An 18,179-nucleotide genomic window follows, 5' to 3' on the forward strand; every position below is an offset into this window, starting at 1 on the left:
GCAAGTCATTCGCGCGCCGGCCTGGTGTCCGTCGAGGTGTTCATGCGGTCGTCGGATAGAGCACGCCGCTCACCGCATCCGCGACGATTCCCACCAACGCCGAGGTCTCCCCCGGCCCGGTCGATTCCCCCGCGGCCGCTGTGCCCCACCGGGCGACACCGGACACCAGGTCCAAGAGGACCGCGAGCGCTGCGAGTCGGCGGGGTTCCGGCGCGTCGAAGGGCTCCAGCACCGCCGAGACCCGCGCGACGAACCCGACGGTGGGCTCGCCCTGTGCGGCATCCGGTGGGATCTGCGCCAGCCAGGCGTGCCTCCGGTGCAGCTCGACGAGCTCGGCGATGAGGCTTTCCAGACGCCCCCGCCGCAGGGCTCGGGCGGCTTCGGTCCCGGTACTGGATCCGGCGGCTGTGCCGGGTACCGCCACTGCCGACCGGTCCTTCGCTGAGGCGGCGTCATTGCAAACCGCGTCATCGCACAGCACCGCGTCACCGCACGTCGCACCGTGGCACAGCGCAGCGCCGTCCACCACCGCATCGCGCATCGCCGAGAGCAGATCGGAGCGGTTCGCGACGTGCCGGTACAGGGCCGCCGGGGTCGCGGACAGATGCGCGGCCACACTGCGCATGGTCACGGCACCCAGTCCCTGCTCGTCCGCCAGAGCCACCCCGGCTCCCGCAATGGCCCGCCGTGTCAGCCGCGGCGGGCGGCCGGTGCGGACTGGACGGCTCGGGCGGCTCGGACGCGCCGTCACAGTCCGGCCACCCAGGCGCGCAGCCCGGCGGTACTGGGGAGCACCGGGCCGGGCAGGCCACAGACCTCCCCGCCGGACCTGGCCCCGGGCTCATCGCAGGTCGGGTGCCCGCTGCTCCGATGCTCGCCGTCGTGCTGCCAACCGTCCCCGGCCTCGGCGGCCAGGGTCCGACTCAACCGTCCGGCCACCTCCCGTGGGCCCGGGTCGCCCACCACATGGTCCACCGCGGCCGCAATCGCCTCGGGCGAAGCGCCCTGCCGCCCCACCAGGTCGACGCCCGCGCCCAGGGTTCGCACGCGCGCGGCCCAGAAGAACTGATCGGTGTGCTGCGGCAGCGCCACGGCGGGCACCCCCGCGCGCAGACAGGCCGCGGTGATCCCCGCACCCGCCTGGTGGATGCACGCCGATACCAGCGGCAGCAGCCGGGCGTGCGGCACATCGCCCACCGCGCGGACCCGCCCCGCGGAGTCGGCGAGGATCGACTCCCAGCCCGATCCCTGCACGATGATGCGGCGCCGGCTCGTGCGGACGAATTCGCGCAGGCCCGGATGCGCGCCGGTGGCCACACTCCCCATGCTCACCAGCACGGGGGCCGAGCCGGCATCGGGGACCACCCCGGCTTCGGCGGCAGCCCCGGTGGCTCCGGGGTCAGCAGCGGCCCTGGCGGTTGTCAGGAAATCACGCAGGTCCGCATCGGGACTCCAGTCGACGTCCAAGGGCCACCACGGCCCGTCCAGGCTCAGATTGTCCGGCCAGTCGGCGGGCCGGGGCATGATCGTCGGGCTGATCCCGTGGTGCACGGGCAGGCCGGCGCGCAGTCTGCGCCGCCTGGCGGCCGCCGGCGACTCGCGTGGCAGGCCCAGTTCGGCCCGCAACCAGGCCGAGGCCCGGGTCACCGGACTGGGCATCCGCGCGAACAGTCCGCCCAGGGACAGGTTTCCCAGGCCGCCGGGGTTGAGCCGGGCCGCGACTCGGGAATCGACCAGGCGGGAGAGTGTCATGGGCGGGTAGGCGCGGCTGGGCTGATCGGGTTGGAGCAGGGCCTCGGCCGAGGGAATCCCCAGGGATTCTGCCAGATCGTGGCCGTAGGGCGAGATCGGATTGGTGAGCACCGCGCCGAACGGATCCCCGGAGTCCGAGGCCAGCCGCGCGGCGTGCAGAGCGGCCTGCGCACCGGCGCGCATATAGGTGTGCAGATGCGCCAGATAGGCCGAGGCCCCCGGCCGACCGGTGGCCCCGCCCTGCTCACCGGCAGGCCCACCGGCAGGCTCCGGGGGCTCCAGCGGAACGTCGAACGGCACCAGGCCGGCCCCCGCCCGCTCGACGATCCCGGCATAGTCGCGGTGGGCCACGAGCGTGACCCGGTGCCCCTCGTAGCGCAGGTCGTGGGCGATCCGAGCCGCGGGCTCCACGTCCCCACGCGAACCGGGGGCCAGAATCAGAACGTGCATGGGCGGACACCTCTCGGGTGGGGTTGAATAGGACTTAGTAAACAACGTTAACTAAGTCTACCCCGAGGCTCCCTCGCATGAGCACCCCCGCAAACACCATCCCAGCGCGAGAACGACCGGTAAGCGCGGAAACGTCGCGCCACAGTAGGGCGTTTGCGCGCCAGGATGGTGTCTCCACGATCGCCCGGACCACCGCGCACCCTGCAAGCCCAACCCCGCCCACGAGGTCCGGCTTCCGGGACGATGCACCCCGCAGCGACGCGGCCTCGTTAGGCTAGGGGCATGAAGTACATCTCCACGCGTGATGCCCAGGCCCGTCCCGTCGGCTTCACCGACATCCTGCTGGGCGGCCTGGCGCCCGATGGCGGCCTCTACCTGCCGCAGGAGTACCCGCAGATCGACGCCGCCACCCTTGAGGCCTGGCGCACCGTGCTGGCCGAGGAGGGCTACGCCGCCCTGGCCGCCCGGGTCATCGGCCTATTCATCGACGACATCCCGCAGGCCGACCTGGCCGCGATGACAGCGCGCGCCTACTCCACCCCGAAGTTCGCGACCGAGGCGATCGTCCCGGTGACCGATCTGGAGGACGGCATCAAGCTCGCCCACCTGTCCGACGGCCCCACTGCGGCCTTCAAGGACATGGCGATGCAGCTGCTGGGCGAACTCTTCGAATACGTCCTGGCCCACCGCGGCGAGTCGATCAACATCCTGGGCGCCACCAGCGGCGACACCGGATCCTCGGCCGAATACGCGATGCGCGGGCGCGACGGGATCCGCGTCTTCATGCTGACCCCCGCCGGGCGCATGAGCCCGTTCCAGCAGGCGCAGATGTTCGGCCTGGACGACCCCAATATCTTCAACATCGCGCTCGATGGCGTGTTCGACGACTGCCAGGACGTGGTCAAGGCCGTCTCCGGCGACGCCGATTTCAAGGCCGAATACCGCATCGGCGCGGTCAACTCCATCAACTGGGCCCGCCTCATGGCCCAGATCGTCTACTACGTCTCCAGCTGGCTGCGGGCGGCCGAGCCGGCTGCCGCCTCGGCCGCGGACCAGGCACAGTCCGCCGGTGCCGAGGCCCCCGCCGGGCAGCCGCAGCGGGTTTCGTTCTGCGTTCCAACCGGCAACTTCGGCGATGTCTGCGCCGGGCACATCGCCCGGCAGATGGGCCTGCCGATCGATCGGCTGATCGTCGCGACGAACGAGAACGACGTGCTCGACGAGTTCTTCCGCACGGGCGCCTACCGGGTCCGCGGCGCCGCCGAAACGCAGGCCACGTCCAGCCCGTCGATGGACATCTCCAAGGCCTCGAATTTCGAGCGCTTCGTCTTCGACCTACTGGGCCGCGATGCCGCGCGCTGCGCCGATCTGTTCGGCGCACATGTGCCCGCAGGCGGCTTCGATCTGGCCGACGACCCCGCCTTCGCGCAGGTGGGCACGGACTACGGTTTCGCCTCGGGCGCATCGACGCACGCGGACCGGCTGGCCACGATCAAGTCCTGCTGGTTCTCCGCGGGAGTGCTCATCGACCCGCACACCGCCGACGGCGTCAAGGTCGCCCGCGACTTCCGCGCGCAGCACCCGGATGCCGCACCCATCGTGTGCCTGGAGACGGCGCTGCCGGTGAAGTTCGCCGACACGATCCGCGAGGCCATCGGCACGCAGCCGCCGGCGGACACGGTCCCGGAGCGGTTCCGCGATGTGCTCAACGCGCCGCGCCATGTCACGGACCTGCCCGATGACGTGGACACGGTGAAGAACTTCATCCGCCAGGCCATCGACTGAATCTGCTCGCTTCGGTCACAGACACCATCCTGGCGCGGGAACTACCCACTATAGCGAGTCGTTTCCGCGCCAGGATGGTGTCTATGCGGTCCAGGAGACGCGGAAACGTCAGCTGAACTGCATGCCTCCGTCAACCAGCATCGTCTGCCCCGTGACGTAGTCGGAGTCCGGCCCGGACAGATAGGACACCATCCGCGCCACATCGTCGCCCACGGAGACCCGGCCCAGGTAGATCGCCTTGGCGTTCTCGGCCAGAGCCTCGCCGCGCTGCTGACCGTGCTTGGCCGCCAGCTTCTCGTCGATCAGATCCCACATCGCCGTGCCCACGATGCCGGGCCCGTAGGCATTGACGGTGATGCCGTGCGTGGCCCATTCCATGGCGGCCGCCTGGGTCAGCCCGCGCACTGCCCACTTGGTCGCCGAATACGGCGCCAGCATCTCGAAGGGGCGGAATGCCACGATCGAGGCCGCGCCGATGATCTTGCCGCCGAACCCCTGGGCGACCATCTGCTTGGCTGCTTGCCGGTAGGAGTTGAAGACGCCGGTGATGTTGACGGCCAGGATCTTCTGGAAGTCCTCGGCGGAATAGTCCAGGAGCGATTCGACCTGGGCGATTCCCGCGTTCGCCACGAAGACGTCGAGCCGTCCTCCGGCCGCCACCGCCGCCTGCACGAGGCCCGCGACCGAGTCCTCGTCCGTCACGTCGACGGTGGCACCCGTTGCCGTGCCGCCGGCTTCCGCGATCGCCGCCACCGTCGAGTCGATGCCGTCTTGCATCGCTGGCAGATCGCCGACGATCACGTGGAATCCGTCCCGGCCCAGGCGTTTGGCGATCGCCTCGCCGATTCCGCGGGCCGACCCGGTCACGATCGCCACCTGTTGTCCGGCGGGCGCCTTCGCCCTGGCCGCTTCGACGTAGGATTCCTGGTCGGTCTTCTCAATGCCGTGTTCGGACCTGGTTTCTCCTCCTTGAGAATCGTCCTGCAGTCCGGTCCGAGGCGATGGTAGCCGCCTCACCGACCACGCTAGGCACCCGGCGCACGGCGGGGAAGGGGCGGTTATCGGTGCGCGATAATCGCGCTTTCCGGGGCCGAGGCGGCACTCAGTGCCGGTGCACGGTACCCTGCGCCGGGCCCAGTGCCGCGAGCTCGGCGGCCAGGGCGTCTGTGGCGTCGCCCCAGTGGGAGACGGACACCTCGTGTAATCCCTGCCAGGCGGCGGCCCGGGCGACGGCAGCGGCCGCGTGGGAGGCGAGCTCGGAACCGGATGGGCCGGCCGCACCACCCACCGCTTCCAGCGCCCACGGCTCCCACCAGGCCGACTGCACCAGCAGGCGTCCGCCCGCGCGATCGGCCTTGAGGTCGATCCGTCCGGCGATCCGCTCGCCGATCAACAGGGGCAGTGAGTAGTAACCGAAGCGGCGCTTGGCCGCTGGGGTGTAGATCTCTATCCGGTAGTCGAAGTCGAACATCCGGTGCGCACGTTCACGGAACCACACCACCGGGTCGAAGGGGGTCAGCAGAGTGGCCGCCTCAATGCGCCTGGGTACCCTCGAATCACGGTGGCGCCAGGCCGGAATCGGCTTGCCCCCGCGCTCCCAGCCACGCACGCGCACCGGCACCAGGACACCGGCCTCGACCAGTTCGTCCACCGCGGTGCGCACCGTGGCGCGCTTCATCCGGTAGTAATCGGCCAGGTCCGACAGGGTCGCCACGCCCTGGGCCCGGGCCGCGCGCTCCACCAGGGTGCGGATCGCCTGCTCGGCTGGGACCCCGGCATCCAACAGTCGCCCCGGCAATACATGTTCGGCCAGGCCGTAGCGCCGTTCGAAGCCGGTGCGCCCGGCGATCACCACATCGCCGAAGCGCCACATCATCTCCAGCGCCCGCTTGACCTCGTCCCAATCCCACCAGGGACCGCGTGGGCCGGACTCCGCATCGCGTTCGATCTCACCTGCGCGCAGCGGTCCGCGCGCCGCCAGTTCGGAGCGCACCCAGTCCACGGTCCGCCGGTTCGCGGCGAACCAGGATTCGGCGTGGCCGTAGCGCTGCCGCATCCGCTCCCGGCGGAAGCCCCACAGGGGCCAGTCGGCGGCAGAAGTGAAGGTCGCTTCGTGCGCCAGGTACTCGATGAACTCCGGGGCCCTGCGCCCGGCGACCGGAGCCAGCACCTGGCGGTCCAGCAACTCCGTGTCGTAGACGCCCAGCCGCGAGAAGATCGGCATGTAGTGGGAGCGGGAGAACACATTGACCGAGTCGATCTGCAGCACACCCATCCGGGCGATCTCGGCCTTGATCCTCCGGGTCCCGGGGAGCGTTGCGGGCTGGGCAGGCTCATCAGTCCCCGACAGCGCACCGGCACCGCGGAAAGGCTCCGGCAGCGCCCGGCCGAAGCCCTGCGCGCCCAGCGCCAGGCGCCGGGCCTCCCCCGGGGTCAACGTGTCCTTCACAGCGCACCTCTATTCGCCGAACCGTCACTTATATCGATTCTAAGCCCAGATAATCGAATATTTGTGACGGCTCGGCGGAGGGGTTAATCGGTGAGTTTGTTCAGCAGGTCATCGCCGGCATCGGTGCCGGCAGAACCACCGGTGCCACCGTCAGCACCCGCACCACCCGCAGCAGCGGCCCCGGCAATCCCACTCCTGGCCCCGTCTGCGACCTGGCGCTGCGAGGCGATCACCGCATCCTGGATCTGTGTCTCACCGCGTTCCAGCGCGTCCAGATTTCGCGCGCGCAGGGCTCGGCCGGCCTTGTCTGCCGTGACGATCGCGGAGCACTGGGCCTTGACCGAATCGATCACCGACCAGATGGTCTCCTCCGTGATCACCGGCGCCTGCGCCGCATTGGCCACAGCCTCGACGGACTTGGCGGTCTCCTCGAAGGACCGCTGGATCAGCTTATTCGTCCCGGCCTGCACCGATTCGCCCAGCTGCGCGCCCTCCTTGGCGAAGGCCGCCTGCTGCCACAGGGCCAGCGACTGCCGAGCCGCCGGCAGACCCATGGTCCGGAATGCCGCCAGGCGCCGCCGCAGGGAGAAGGTCGTGACGACCAGATTGCGGGTCGCCGGTGCGTGGGCGAAGCCCAGGAAGAACTGCGAGCGCCAGTCCGCCCAGGTCTTCTCCGTCTCCGACAGCACGAAGGACAGATTGGAGTGGATCTCACGCAGCTTGCTCACCGTGACGGATTCACCCTTGTAGGTGGCGGATTCCCCGCCGGAGGATTCCGCGGCGCGCAGGGCTGTGTCGACCTCGTCGAATTGGCCCTGCAGTTCCTCGATGACCTGCTCCAGGGCTGCCAGCACGGCGACCACATCGTCCATATTGGACAGCGTCTGCTTGTGCAGCAGCTGACCGCGGCTGATGTTGTCCGCCAGTGCCGTCTCCATCTCCTGGAGTTTCAGTTCGGCCAGGTCGATCTTGTCGGCGATGGGCTTGGATTCGCGCACCATGGTCGACAGCGTGTACTTCTGGCGCTTGAACCAGCTGCGCACCGATTCGACGGCGTTCTCCAGTTTGACGGAGCGCCACTTCTTCTCGAAGCCATCCATTTCGCGCAGCATGTCGTTGACGACCTGGTCGGCCTCCGGCACCTTGATGTGGCGCTGCGCCTCCAGCAGCTGCACGGAGGCGTCGTTCATCTTCTTCATGATCGGCCCGCCGAAGTTCACGATCTGGTTGACGTCGGCGGTGAACTTCCCCGCCAGCACCGGTGCTCCCTTGGCCAGGTCGTCCCGCTGTTTGTCGGTCAGCAGGCTGCGAAACTGGAACTGCGCCTGCTGCGGCGTCGCATCGGTGACGGCGGTGGTCTCGGCCGCCGGGACCTCGGCCAGGGCGGTTTCCAGGGGGCTGCCGGCCACTTCGTTCGCCTGGGTGTCGCCCGGGTCCAGGAGGGCTGCGAAGTCGACCGCGACGGTTTCTGCGGCTTGCTGCTCTGACATGGTGTGCTCCTGTGCGTAAGGCCCGGGCTCAGTACCCGGGAGCGGAGGGTGGTGGTCGGTGGTCGCCGGGGGTGCTGTCCGGGGTGTCCCGGTCGCTGTAGACGTCGGAGAGTTTCGCCTCGGTCACGGACTTGCTCAGGGAGTCCAGGGCGACCTGGAATTCCAGGTCGCGGGATTCGTTGACCTGCCGAATGTTGTCAACGGCCTGCTGGTCGACGGATTCGATGGCGCGGCGCACCTCGTCCAGCCGCCCGCCCGGGTTCGACCAGTACTGCGGATTGGCGCGGATGTCGCCGTAGTAGTCCGGGCCCAGGGCCTTGAGCAGCTTGCTCAGGGTGTCCTTGTAGCGGCCCTGCAGCAGCCTCACCTGTTGGTCGGTGCCGCGCTTGCGCACGCGCACGAACAGTTCGGACACGTGGTGGGTCAGGGCCGGCAGTCTGCCGCCGAGGTCAGGATAGGCCTGCGCGATCTCCTCGAGTTCGTCGATCGCCTGGGAGACGAATTCGCCGTCCTCGCCATTCAGGGCGTCGTCCAGATCCGCCTCCAGCCGGCGGTCGGCCTCCTTGCGGGTCAGCACGCGTTTCTTCTTCTTGTTCCGGCGCACGGCGATGACAGAGCTGATGGCTGCGACGATCGCCACCACCGCCACGGTCCCGGACACGATTGCCACACCCCCCAGACCGCCTCCGTCGTCCGGTCCGTCCGCTGCGGGCACAAGCTGCCCACTGATCGCGGCGACGGCGGCCCCACCGTCGGCCTGGCCCTGGGAGTACAGGTCCTTCGAGATCTGCGCGGCGTCCCCCGTGCTCGAAACGGCGAAGCGGTCGGACCCCGGCTGGTCCTCGATGACGATGACCGTGTCCTTGCCCGACTGGGCCCGCACGGCTTCGGCCACCGAATTCGATGACACGGCCTGGGCCTGGTCGGGGCGCGGAATCACGACCACCTGAACGCCCTGGGGCAGCGTGGACTGCAGGTCGTCGGCATTGCCGATCTGCGCCCCATCGTAGAGGCAGACCTGCTGCTTGGCGCAGCTCGAGACGATTGCATCCGTTCCCATATGCCCCAGCCTAGAAGTTGTTCATGACCGACTGGAAGGTCTCCTGGATCTTCGTCGGGTCAGTCGCGTCGAAGACCTGTCCGCCGGATGCCGAGGCGATCTTCTCCAGTGGTTCCGTGTCCGCTTCGCCGGAGTAGGCGATTGCGAAGACGCGCACGGGCTTGTCGTTGCCACCCTCGCCCTGGTCGGCGTTGATCTTCTGCACGAGGGATTCCAGGCTCATCTCCGAGCCCGCGTCCTCACCGTCGGACAGGACGACGATGGCGTTGATCCGGCCGGATTCGGCCTTCTTCTTCATATAGTCGTAGGACTGGGAGACCGCGTCGTAGAGCGGGGTGCCACCGCGGCGGCTGTTGGCCAGGTCAGCGATGTCGTCCTGCAGGCCCTCCTTGTCACCGCCCAGCTTGCCGAAGGGCCGCACCACGCCGATCCCGGGGTAGTTCTTCTTATCGATCATGCTGTTGATACCGGTGGTGAAGGCCCAGACGCCGATCTCATCACCGGGCCGGACCTGTCCCAGGGTGGTCTGCGATCCTTCGATCGCCCCGTCCAGGCGGGTCTTGCCGGAGCCGATGCTCTTGTTCATCGAGCCCGAGGTGTCGATGATCTGCAGGACCGCGGACGGTTTGCGGATCTTGGCCCACTGGTCCAGGGCCGCCGAGACGACGCCGGGCGCAGGCTGGGGCAGGGTGGTCTTGGGCTGGGCAGGGTCGATGCCCACGTCCTTGTTCAGGTGCTTGGACACGTCGACGCTGCCGTCGATGGGCCGGAAGCCGTATTCCGGCAGCAGTTCCTGGGCCGGCTTGGTCTTCAGGAAGTTCACGAAGGCCTCGGCCCCGGACTTCTGCTCCGGGCCGACCCAGTCCGCGTTGAGCGCCACGGCCGGGTTGTCTGAGAACATCGAACCGTCGCTGGGGTAGACCCCCACGAGCTTCTCCTTGGGTGGGGTCAGCTGTTCGCCCGGCTGCACGGTGTGGGAGTCCGGGTTGCCGATGTTGTAGTTGTAGAGGCTGGTCTCCTCCAACGCGATCGCGCTGACATAGGAGGAGCCGCCGCCCGATGCGCTGTCCGCCAGGTTCTGCAGCACCTTGCCGGTGGTGTCGCCGTAGTGGATCGCCCCGGATTCGAAGACCTGTGAGAAGTCCTTGGCCTTGGTGATGTCGCCGGCCGACAGGTCCTTCTTCTTGCCCGTGGCGGCGTAGGACTGCATGAGCAGGGTGGACAGGCCGGTGGTCGAGCTGTTCGGGTTGGTCTTGGCGACCTTGAACGAGCCCCACAGGTCCTTGCCGACCGCGCCCCAGCCCTTCTTGTCCTTGATCAGGTCGTGGATCTGCTTCATACTGATCTGCTTGCCCGGGTAGCCCAGGGCCTTGGCCATGGATTCCGGCATACCGAAGACCACAGGGGACTTCGCGAAGCTCTGCGCATCGCCGGAGTACACCTTGTTGCCCGCCACCGAGGCGACCCGCTGGGTCCACACGGTCGAGGCGGGCGACCAGATGGCCGGGGCGCTGTCGGCTCCCAGCGGCCAGTCCTTGGTCGATTTGCTCAGATAGTCCGCGGCCTTGCCGGAGGCGACGTTGACCGGTTTGATCGTCACGCAGTCCTTCAGGCCCTTGGCCTCATCGGAGTCCTGGAACCGCTCCCCCAGCTTCTCCATCAGGTTGACCTTCTCCGAAGAGGTCGCGACGACCACCGGGGAACAGTCGCCCTTGGACTGGGAGGCACCGGGGCCGTCACCGGGCGAGCACGCGGCCAGTGCCGTGGTGCTCAGACCCAGGACGGCGGCCATGCTCACAATGGTTCGGGTCAGTTTTCTCCTGGACATGAGTCGGCCCTCCACGGCGCGGTCCCTCAGGTCGCCTTGTGACGCCGACCCTCCATTAACGCTTCTCAGTGTATCTCAGCTCACGGACACGGCCCGCTCAGCCCCTGTGCAGTCCCTGCTCAGGGGGCCGAGGGGGTCGGAAGGCCGGAACCCCCATCGGTCGGGGTCTGCGCCGCCGGCGGCTCGACCGCACCGCGCTTGACCTCCATCTGCCCGGTTCCCGCGAACCGCAGGGTCAGCGTGTCCGATCCCAGCTTGTCCTTGGGGAAGAGCGCGTACATGTACTGCGCCGCGGCATGGGCCGTGTAAGGGGTGTAGATGCTCGTCGACTGCATGCACAGGCAGTCGGTCCCGCCCGCCTTGATCGGCTCGGCCAGGAGTTTTCCGCCCTTGTCCCACAACGCCACATTGGCAGCACTGGGAAGGGAGCTGTCCGTCGCATAGGGATTCGGGCCGAACGGCAGGGCCCGTTCGTTGCCGGTGCCCCCACCGAAGGCGTTGGGGTCGTCCCGGCCCGATGCGGTCTTGAAACTGTAGACCAGCTTCAGATAATCTCCGACGTCCTCGAGCTGCCACACGTCGACGGTCAGCTTCGGGCTCACCCCACCCTTGGGCGTCGGCAGTTCAGCCGCCGGTTCTTGGCCCGGTTCGCCTCGATCGGCTTGCCCTTCGTGTCCTTGTTCGGCACCCGCGGCCCGGTCTGTCCGTAACCCTTGGTTCGCAGGGTGATCCCCGCGTCCTCGACCAGGGGCCGCAGCACCTTCTCCACCGCCAGAGCGCGACGTTCGGACAGACCCTGGTTGTAGTCCTTCGCCCCCTGATCGTCGGTGTGGCCCTCGATGGTGACGGTCTGCCCCTTGGCGGCCGTCGCCAGTTTCTTGGCGATGGAGCCCAACACCTTCGTGGCCCTGGCGTCGAGCTTGTCCGAATCCAGGGCGAACAGCACGTCGGCACCCACGGACAGATTCGTGGTGCCCTTCTTCTCCTGCACCGTGCTGTCCGTAACCGAGGACACCGACTCGTCCAGATCCACAATGCGCCTGAGCTTCGCGCCGGCACCGTATCGCCCCGGCAGCGCGTCGCCGCCACTGTTGATGAAGGAGAAGCGGCCCAGCTCATCGGCTTCGAACCTCTGCCCGGAACTCACCGGCACCTGAGAGAAGAACGCGTCTCCGTCGCCCAGCAGCACGTCGACGCTCGCACCGGCCGGGGCCGGGAAGTCGACGTAGAACAGATTGGTCCGGTTGGGAGCTCCGGTCGCGTCCTTGTCAGCGGCGTTGACCCCGTACGAACAGATGCACGCTGCCTTGCGCGCATCGTCGTCAACCTCTCCGATGTCCTGGACGTCGCCCGGATCCGCAGAGCTCCGGCTCTCAGCTCCGTTGGCCTGCAGGGGTTCGTAGAGTTTCTGCGCACCGCCGTCGACCAGTCTGACCCATGGCCGCTGCCTGGCGCCCTTGGACCCGGCCACACCGAGGGGGGAGGAGATCGGCGCACCGTCGACCGGCGGCAGGACCGCTGCGACCAGGCGCGCGTTCTGCCCGTCGGAGTCCAGGGACAGGATCTGCACCTTGGCGCTGGTCTCCCCACCGGCAGCAGGCTGGCGCACCACCTGCTCGGCCACCGGATCGGGCAGGGTGTTGGCCCGCCAGTACCCCTCGGCGTCGACGATGGCGGGGGTCTCCTGCTGTGTGGGCCGACTGGAGGCGGCTGCGCCACCGTCATCGGGTGCGCCGGCAGCGGGAGACTCCCCACCACCTCGCGTACACGAGCTGAAAACGAGCACGGCGGCCAGGGTGGTGCACAGAATCTTCATATTCTTCATCGGTGTCAACCTGCAGCATCGTCACGATGGGTGGATGGGGCGATCGTGTGACACATTACACGCTGCTAGGCGATGAGGACCGCCGCCGGGTCGAGGCGGGCCGCGCGCAGCGCCGGATAGGCGCTCGCCACGGCCCCGACCTCAATCCTCGTCCGCGTATTCGGACTCATTGGGTGTGACCCAGATGTCGCCGGTGTTCGTCGTCGCCCTCAAGCGCACCCCGGGGGTCTTCGCATCGGCGTGCGCGGTGCGCGGCAGCGTGTCCTTGACCCGCCCGGTGGCGGACTTCGCCTCGATGTTCCAGGGCTTGAGCGACTGCGCCTTGAACCCGGTGGGCACAAAGAGGTGGACATTGCCGGAGTAGGTCTGCACGTCGACCCCGGACGTCGGCTGGACGAAGGGGATGCGCTGGCCCAGATCGACCTTGACGTTGCCATCCGTGCTGTTGACCCGCGCGTTCTTCGACACTGCGCCGTTGACCTCGATATTGCCGGACTTGGTCGACGCGTCGACGGTGGTGAAGCGGCCCTCGAGCGCGATATTGCCCGTCGTGGCATGGGCGGTCATGACCTGTACAGCCACATCCGATACGTTCAGGTACCCGGATTCACTGTGCAGGTTCATGCCCTTGAAACCGAACTTGCGGGCGAGGTCGTCGGCCCTGGTTACCGTGTCGATGAATTCGTCCTCCGCCGAATGCGGCGCCTCATCGTCGTCCTCATCCGAATAGTCCTCAACGGCGTCCTCGTCGATGAAATCGTCCGAATCGTAGACCGAGCTATCGGCGTACGCATTGACCGATCCATAGGCCGCGTCCACGTTCAGGGTCATCTCCCTGGCCCGGTCCGCCGGAATGTAGACCCGGGCCTCGGCCAGCACCGAACCGAAGATCCGGCGCGAGGCGTCCGACCTCAAATCGACCAGCGCCTTGTCCCCGTCCACGCTCGTGTTCACCTGGGGCTTGCGGTTCGAACCTCCCAGGTAGCGCAGTTCGACCCTGGGCTTCTGCCCCGTCGGCACGATTCCCACGTCGATGTTGAAGTTCGCCCCGCGCACGGTCAGTTCCCGCGCATCAGCAGGGATGTCCTCGGTGGCCGATACATAGGAGCTCGCCGCCATCACCACGCCGATGCCGCCGGCGCCCACCACCATGGCCAGCACGGTCAGCACCGCGAACACGATGAGGATGGCGCGCACGGCCGTCCGCGTGCCGGATTGGATTGCGATCTTGACCATGGCTCAGGCCCCCAGGAACTTCAGTACGGCCATCACGCGGCGGTTCTCATCGGAATCCGGCGCCAGGCCCAGTTTGGTGAATACGTTCGAAATGTTCTTCTCCACAGCGCCCGCGCTGAGGAACAGTTCGGCGACGATCGCGGAGTTCGACTTGCCCTGCGCCATCAGCCCCAGCACCTCGCGTTCGCGGGGGCTGAGCATGGCCAGGCCATCCTGTTTCCTGGACCGCACCATGATCTGGGCGACCACCTCGGGGTCCAGAACGGTGCCGCCGCCGGCCACCTCGTCAACTGCCGTGAGGAAATCGTCCACGTCCGCGACCCGGTCCTTGAGCAGATAGCCGAAGGCGCCCTTGTTCTCCGCGATCAGTTCCGCGGCATAGCGCTCCTCGACGTACTGGCTGAGCACCAGCACCGCGACCTTCGGGTTCTGACTGCGCACCAGCACCGCCGCGCGGATGCCCTCATCGGTGAACGTCGGCGGCATCCGCACATCGACGATCGCCAGCTCGGCGTCCGGGTGGGCCGACACCGCGGCCAGGAACTCGGTGGCGTCGCCGGCGGTGGCGGCGACCTCGTGCCCGGCATCGGTGAGCAGGCGGACCAGGCCCTCGCGTAACAGGACGGAATCTTCGGCGATGATTATGCGCATGGGACCTCCACGACGATAGTGGTGGGACCGCCCACCGGTGATGTGAGTGAGAACGTGCCGCGGGCCGCCGTGACCCGGTCGGCCAGGCCCGCCAGGCCCGTGCCGGAACCGTCGCGCGCCACCCGCGCCCCGCCCCTGCCATTATCGGAGATGACGACCTGCAGGGTGCCGGGGGCCGAGGCCGCAGGCCGCGAGGACGGCGCCCCGGCGCCGCCCGCAGGCGTGGCCGCACCCGGCAACAGCGAGACCCGCACCATAGCGCCGGCCGCATGGGCGTGCTTGTTGATGTTCGTCAGGGATTCGGCGATCACGAAGTAGGCCACCGATTCCGCTTCGGCGCCGGCCCGGAAGCCCGCCGGCAGGTCCACCCGCAGGTCCACCGGGACCACCGAGCGGGCGGCCAGAGCCGAAACCGAGGCGTCCAGGCCCCGGTCCTCGAGCACCGCCGGGTGGATGCCGCGGGCCAGCTGGCGCAGTTCGGTGATCGCGGCCTTGGAATCCGAATGGGCCTCGGCCACCAGGGTCCGCGCGCCCTCCAGGTCCTTCGGCCTGCTGCCGGCGGACGGATCCTCCGGGTCGTTCGGCACCGCCGCCAGCTTGTTCTTCGCCATCCCCAGCTTCATCGACAGGGCCACCAGCATCGGCTGGACCCCGTCGTGCAGATCGCGTTCGATCCTGGCGCGCTCGCCTGCCGCGGACTCCACCGCGCCGGCACGGGCTGCGTCCAGGTCGGTCACCTCGTCGGACAGGCGCTGGGTCTGCGCGGACAGGCGTTCGGTCTCCGCCCGCAGCACCTCGGCCTTGGTCGGCGGGAGCAGCCAGCGGTCGATCGCCCGGTCGCCGTAACCCGCGAACCACAGGCCGGCGAAGGGCAACAGGATGCACAGTCCGGCGATGATCCCGAACAGGATGCGCAGGCCCGGAGTCGTCAGTTCGGGGATCTCGAAGCCGAAGACCAGGCCCTGCTGGGACACGCCCACGGAGTACTGGGCCGCCACCAGCACGATGCCGGCCAGGAACATGAGGAAGCACACCGTGCACACCACCAGGCCGTAGAGCACCTTGAGGTAGTGGTACAGCGCGGTACGCCAGAAGGACCACGACTTCAGGTGGTTCCACTGGGTCAGGACGTGGCCCTTGAAGCCGGGTGCGGGGTTGGGGACGACATAGGGCGGTTGGAAGCCCTCGGCGTAGACCAGTTCCGACCACCAGTAGGAGGCGATGTTGATCCCGCGCTGCAGATAGAACCAGGCGACCAACAACAGGATGCCCGAACCCAGCGCCGGCAACGCGGCGATCCCCCCGGTCAGCAGGCCAACCGGCACCCAGACCCAGATGAGGCCCAGGACCCCGAATAGTATGACGTTGGCGGTGCCCAGGACTCCCGGTCCGCGCCGTCTGGTTCTCTCATTCATAGCCTCAACGCTACGTGGCCGGCGGCGCATGCCACTATGCCGCTTTCCGCCGAGGTCCCCGTCGGGTTTTCCCTACCGGGGAGGCGGGGCTGCGATTTACACCGGGCGCTCATCGTGGCCGGTTACTGTGGGCCTATGCCGACCGGACCCTTGCAGCAGCATCAGCCACACGCCGATCCCCCGCGCACCAGGACCCGCACGATCGTCCTGTTCTGTCTTGCCCTGGGCACCGGTGTGATCATGTCGGCGGTCTTCCACTTCCTGCAGTACATCGGGGTGGCGGTGACCAATCCCAGTGCTTCCACCGGTGGCAGCGCCGTCGACGTCTGCATCGACAGCGCACTGGGCATCCTGGCGCTGGCCCTGCTGCCCTCGGCCATCGCCCACGACCCCTCGGAGCGCCTCGAGGGGTATATCGGACCGCCCTCGGCCCTGGTGGCCAGCCTGGTGATCCTGTGCGTGTGGATGGTATCCGTCCTCGCGGCCCCGGCCGGAGCCGTTGTGCTCATCTCCGTGTCCGCGCGTCTGAGCCTGACCTGGACCGCGCCGGCCTTCGCAGCATCCGTGCTGTCGCTGGTCGTCAGCCAGCTCACCACCTTCGGCACCACCCCGACCTCAAGCTTCCGGATGGTCGCCGGCGGAGTCGTGCTGACCGCCCTGCTCATCGGAATGGGAAGCGTCCGCGGGCTCATGCAGCGGCGGGCCGCCCCGGAGGCCGGGGCTAACCCGGAGAGTGGGGACGGGGGCCGAATGGAGGCCGGGCCGGCAGGTGGTGGACAGACGGCTGGGTCCGGGACTGCTAGCCCGGCAGGGAAATCCCCAACTGGCCGCTCGGCGCAAACGCCTGAACGGCGTAACTGATAATCGACCAGCCAGCCATTATCAGTTATGGCGATAAGTGATAATGGCACAGTCCCTCCGGCTGGAAACCCTGAGGGACCACGTAGACTCCGCAGCGTGGATCTTCAGGGGCGCACAGCCGTCATCACCGGGGGCAGCAGCGGGATCGGACTCGAAATCGCCCATGGGCTGGCCGCCGCCGGGGCCCGGATCGTCCTGCCGGTGCGCAATGCCGCCAAGGGGGACCTGGCCTCGGCCGCTATCCGTGATCGGCTGAAGGGCGGACCCGTGGACGTCAAGACCGAGGCCCTGGACCTGGCCAGGTTGGACACCGTGCATGCGCTGGCGCGCCGGTTGGCCTCAGGTCCCGTGGACGTGTTGGTGCTCAACGCCGGCATCGTCACCCTGGGCGAGCACGGCCGCAGGCTCACCCCCGACAGTTTCGAGCTGAATTTCCAGACGAACTTCCTGGGGCACGCGGCTCTGCTGCTGGATCTACTGCCCACCCTGCGCCGCTGCGGCACCCGGGTCATCGTGCAGTGCAGCATCGCCGCTGCCCGAGGCCACCTCGACCGAGCCGATCCGCACGGCAGGCAGCCCTTCCACGCCTACGCCGCCTCGAAACTGGCATTGGGCCTGTTCGGGATGGAACTGCAGCGGCGGGTGGGGACGCCCGGTAGCGCTGTGCGGGACGGGGCGTCCTGCGGCGCCGGTCGGGCCGGGAGCGCCGGTCGGGCCGGGAGCGCCGGTCGGGCCGGGGGCGCCGAGGACGCCGGTACGGGCCGGCCCGGAGTCTCCGTGCGTCTGTGCCATCCGGGTATCACCCCCGGTTCCGCGATCGCCCCGGCGATCCGCGCGATGGTGCCGGACGGGCTGGTCGACTGGGCCTCGGCCCATCTGGGCAACACCCCGGCCGAGGCCGCGCAGACCGCCCTGGCCGCGCTCGCCTGGGGTGCAGGGCCCGACGCTGAGGCGGCGTCCGGCAGAGCCCCCGGCGCGACGCCGGACGAACCGCCCATGTTCGCACCCGGCGGGCCCCTCCAACTGGCCGGACCACCGCGGATCCACCGGCCCTTCGCCACCCTGCGCCGGACCTCGGACGCGACCCGCTTGTGGAAATGGACCCGGAACCTGCTCGAGAGCATCGATCACTGAGGCGCCAGCGCCCGCGTCCGGAATGCGGCCTCAGCAGCGCAGGCAGCGCAGGCAGCGCAAGCAGAGTGGCCTCAGCAGCGCATGCGCAAACCTGCAGTACATGCGCGTATATGCGCATGTACCCTCTTTGCCAAGCTGGTTGTGAGTCAGTCACGATCAAGCAAAGGAGAGTGATCTCGCATGGTCAGCGTTGTGGGATTCACCGTCGAAGAGGTCCGTGAGTTCGTTCGCGAGTACGAGCGT

The 18,179-nt window shown here is 68.4% G+C and carries 15 protein-coding genes; 3 read left to right on the forward strand and 12 right to left on the reverse strand.

Annotation, left to right across the window (positions count from 1 at the left end; all coding sequences use genetic code 11):
- Positions 1 to 40: 40 nt before the first annotated feature.
- Both NQ034_RS13570 and NQ034_RS13575 read right to left on the reverse strand, forming a co-directional pair.
- The gene (locus NQ034_RS13570; RefSeq protein WP_257049482.1) at positions 41 to 664 is read right to left on the reverse strand and encodes a TetR family transcriptional regulator; all 624 of its coding nucleotides are present in this window, start codon (positions 662 to 664) and stop codon (positions 41 to 43) included.
- A gap of 83 nt (positions 665 to 747) precedes the next feature.
- Positions 748 to 2,202, reverse strand: coding sequence for a glycosyltransferase (locus tag NQ034_RS13575; protein WP_257049483.1), 1,455 nt, complete (start codon positions 2,200 to 2,202; stop codon positions 748 to 750).
- A gap of 282 nt (positions 2,203 to 2,484) precedes the next feature.
- On the opposite strand from NQ034_RS13575, the gene thrC reads away from it, so the two are divergent.
- Entirely contained in the window at positions 2,485 to 3,987 is a 1,503-nt protein-coding gene (thrC, locus tag NQ034_RS13580) for a threonine synthase (protein WP_257049484.1), read from the forward strand.
- 108 nt (positions 3,988 to 4,095) lie between these two features.
- Here thrC and NQ034_RS13585 read toward each other — a convergent pair whose 3' ends face one another.
- From NQ034_RS13585 to NQ034_RS16270, 10 genes are all read right to left on the reverse strand, one after another.
- Entirely contained in the window at positions 4,096 to 5,004 is a 909-nt protein-coding gene (locus tag NQ034_RS13585) for an SDR family NAD(P)-dependent oxidoreductase (RefSeq protein WP_257049485.1), read from the reverse strand.
- An 85-nt stretch (positions 5,005 to 5,089) separates the two neighbouring features.
- On the reverse strand, positions 5,090 to 6,436 hold the full coding sequence (locus tag NQ034_RS13590; protein ID WP_257049486.1) for a winged helix-turn-helix domain-containing protein: 1,347 nt from the start codon (positions 6,434 to 6,436) through the stop codon (positions 5,090 to 5,092).
- An 83-nt stretch (positions 6,437 to 6,519) separates the two neighbouring features.
- Positions 6,520 to 7,926, reverse strand: a complete 1,407-nt coding sequence (locus NQ034_RS13595; RefSeq protein ID WP_257049487.1) for a toxic anion resistance protein — start codon at positions 7,924 to 7,926, stop codon at positions 6,520 to 6,522.
- Positions 7,927 to 7,954: 28 nt separating this feature from the next.
- Positions 7,955 to 8,986 (reverse strand): hypothetical protein, encoded by a 1,032-nt coding sequence (locus tag NQ034_RS13600; protein ID WP_257049488.1) that lies wholly within the window; start codon positions 8,984 to 8,986, stop codon positions 7,955 to 7,957.
- A 10-nt stretch (positions 8,987 to 8,996) separates the two neighbouring features.
- Entirely contained in the window at positions 8,997 to 10,778 is a 1,782-nt protein-coding gene (locus NQ034_RS13605; RefSeq protein ID WP_257049489.1) for a substrate-binding and vWA domain-containing protein, read from the reverse strand.
- A 155-nt stretch (positions 10,779 to 10,933) separates the two neighbouring features.
- Positions 10,934 to 11,416, reverse strand: a complete 483-nt coding sequence (locus NQ034_RS13610) for a hypothetical protein (protein ID WP_257049490.1) — start codon at positions 11,414 to 11,416, stop codon at positions 10,934 to 10,936.
- Positions 11,413 to 12,639: an OmpA family protein gene (locus tag NQ034_RS13615; RefSeq protein WP_306428312.1), complete on the reverse strand. Its 1,227-nt coding sequence runs from the start codon at positions 12,637 to 12,639 to the stop codon at positions 11,413 to 11,415. The genes NQ034_RS13610 and NQ034_RS13615 overlap by 4 nt, the downstream gene beginning before the upstream one ends.
- Positions 12,640 to 12,780: 141 nt before the next feature.
- The gene (locus NQ034_RS13620) at positions 12,781 to 13,875 is read right to left on the reverse strand and encodes a DUF4097 family beta strand repeat-containing protein (protein WP_257049492.1); all 1,095 of its coding nucleotides are present in this window, start codon (positions 13,873 to 13,875) and stop codon (positions 12,781 to 12,783) included.
- Between the two features lie 3 nt (positions 13,876 to 13,878).
- Positions 13,879 to 14,526 carry a response regulator transcription factor gene (locus tag NQ034_RS13625; protein WP_257049493.1) on the reverse strand — a complete coding sequence of 216 codons (648 nt, stop codon included), beginning with the start codon at positions 14,524 to 14,526 and terminating at the stop codon, positions 13,879 to 13,881.
- A complete protein-coding gene (locus NQ034_RS16270; protein ID WP_306428313.1) occupies positions 14,517 to 15,941 on the reverse strand; it encodes an ATP-binding protein in 1,425 nt (474 codons plus the stop codon). Before NQ034_RS16270 ends, NQ034_RS13625 begins: the two co-directional genes overlap by 10 nt.
- Before the next feature lie 135 nt (positions 15,942 to 16,076).
- On the opposite strand from NQ034_RS16270, the gene NQ034_RS13640 reads away from it, so the two are divergent.
- A complete protein-coding gene (locus NQ034_RS13640) occupies positions 16,077 to 16,802 on the forward strand; it encodes a hypothetical protein (protein ID WP_257049495.1) in 726 nt (241 codons plus the stop codon).
- Positions 16,803 to 16,898: 96 nt separating this feature from the next.
- Positions 16,899 to 17,936 carry an SDR family NAD(P)-dependent oxidoreductase gene (locus NQ034_RS16275; protein WP_373567221.1) on the forward strand — a complete coding sequence of 346 codons (1,038 nt, stop codon included), beginning with the start codon at positions 16,899 to 16,901 and terminating at the stop codon, positions 17,934 to 17,936.
- Positions 17,937 to 18,179 lie beyond the last annotated feature (243 nt).

Origin of the sequence: Brevibacterium moorei (assembly GCF_024580735.1) — a bacterium.
Taxonomy (GTDB): domain Bacteria; phylum Actinomycetota; class Actinomycetes; order Actinomycetales; family Brevibacteriaceae; genus Brevibacterium; species Brevibacterium moorei.